This window comes from Streptomyces tyrfis (genome assembly GCF_037034285.1).
In the GTDB taxonomy this organism is placed as follows: Bacteria; Actinomycetota; Actinomycetes; order Streptomycetales; family Streptomycetaceae; genus Streptomyces.
On the sequence record NZ_JBAGJZ010000118.1, the window covers coordinates 1 to 983 of the forward strand.

Consider the following 983-nt stretch of genomic DNA (forward strand, 5'->3'; position numbering starts at 1 on the left):
GCAGTGGCAGACCCTGTTCTACAACCAGCGGTACTCCAACACGGTGCTGCACTCCGGCGCCGACACCGAGGGAGTCCCCGCGAAGGGCACCCGGGTCCCGGACTTCGTCAAGCTGTCCGAGGCCATGGGCTGCCACGCGATCCGCTGCGAGGACCCGGCCGACCTGGACAAGGTCATCGAAGAGGCCAACGCCGTCAACGACCGCCCGGTCGTGATCGACTTCATCGTCCACGAGGACGCCATGGTCTGGCCGATGGTCGCCGCCGGCACCTCCAACGACGAGGTCATGGCCGCCCGCGGGGTCCGCCCCGACTTCGGCGACAACGAAGACGACTGAGAGACGACAGAGAGACCGACGCCATGTCCACCAAGCACACGCTCTCCGTCCTGGTCGAGAACAAGCCCGGTGTCCTCGCCCGGATCACCGCCCTGTTCTCCCGCCGCGGCTTCAACATCGAATCGCTCGCGGTCGGGACCACCGAACACCCCGACATCTCACGCATCACCATCGTCGTCAATGTCGAGGGCCTGCCCCTTGAGCAGGTGACCAAGCAGCTCAACAAGCTGGTGAACGTCCTCAAGATCGTCGAACTCGAGCCCTCCGCCGCGATCCAGCGGGAGCTCGTCCTGGTGAAGGTCCGCGCCGACAACGAGACCCGCTCCCAGATCGTCGAGATCGTCCAGTTGTTCCGCGCCAAGACCGTGGACGTCTCCCCGGAGGCGGTCACGATCGAGGCCACCGGCGGCGCCGAGAAACTGGAGGCCATGCTCAGGATGCTGGAGCAGTACGGCATCAAGGAGCTGGTCCAGTCCGGCACCATCGCCATAGGGCGCGGCGCGCGCTCGATCACCGACCGGTCCCTGCGCGCCCTCGACCGCACGGCCTAGCCGCTCCCGGCGCCGCCGCCTCGCCGCCCGCATGGCGAGATCCACACACGTATCCGACGCACCCCGCCGTACGGTGGGACGCAACACCAGCACAT

Annotated in this window: 2 protein-coding genes; both read left to right on the forward strand. The window is 67.2% G+C overall.

What is annotated here, in order from left to right; translation table 11 throughout:
* On the forward strand, window positions 1-337 hold a 337-nt coding region (locus WA762_RS35445), incomplete at its 5' end, for a thiamine pyrophosphate-dependent enzyme (RefSeq protein ID WP_335941708.1).
* A 23-nt stretch (window positions 338-360) separates the two neighbouring features.
* A complete protein-coding gene (ilvN, locus tag WA762_RS35450; RefSeq protein WP_335941709.1) occupies window positions 361-888 on the forward strand; it encodes an acetolactate synthase small subunit in 528 nt (175 codons plus the stop codon).
* The last annotated feature ends 95 nt before the right edge of the window (window positions 889-983 follow it).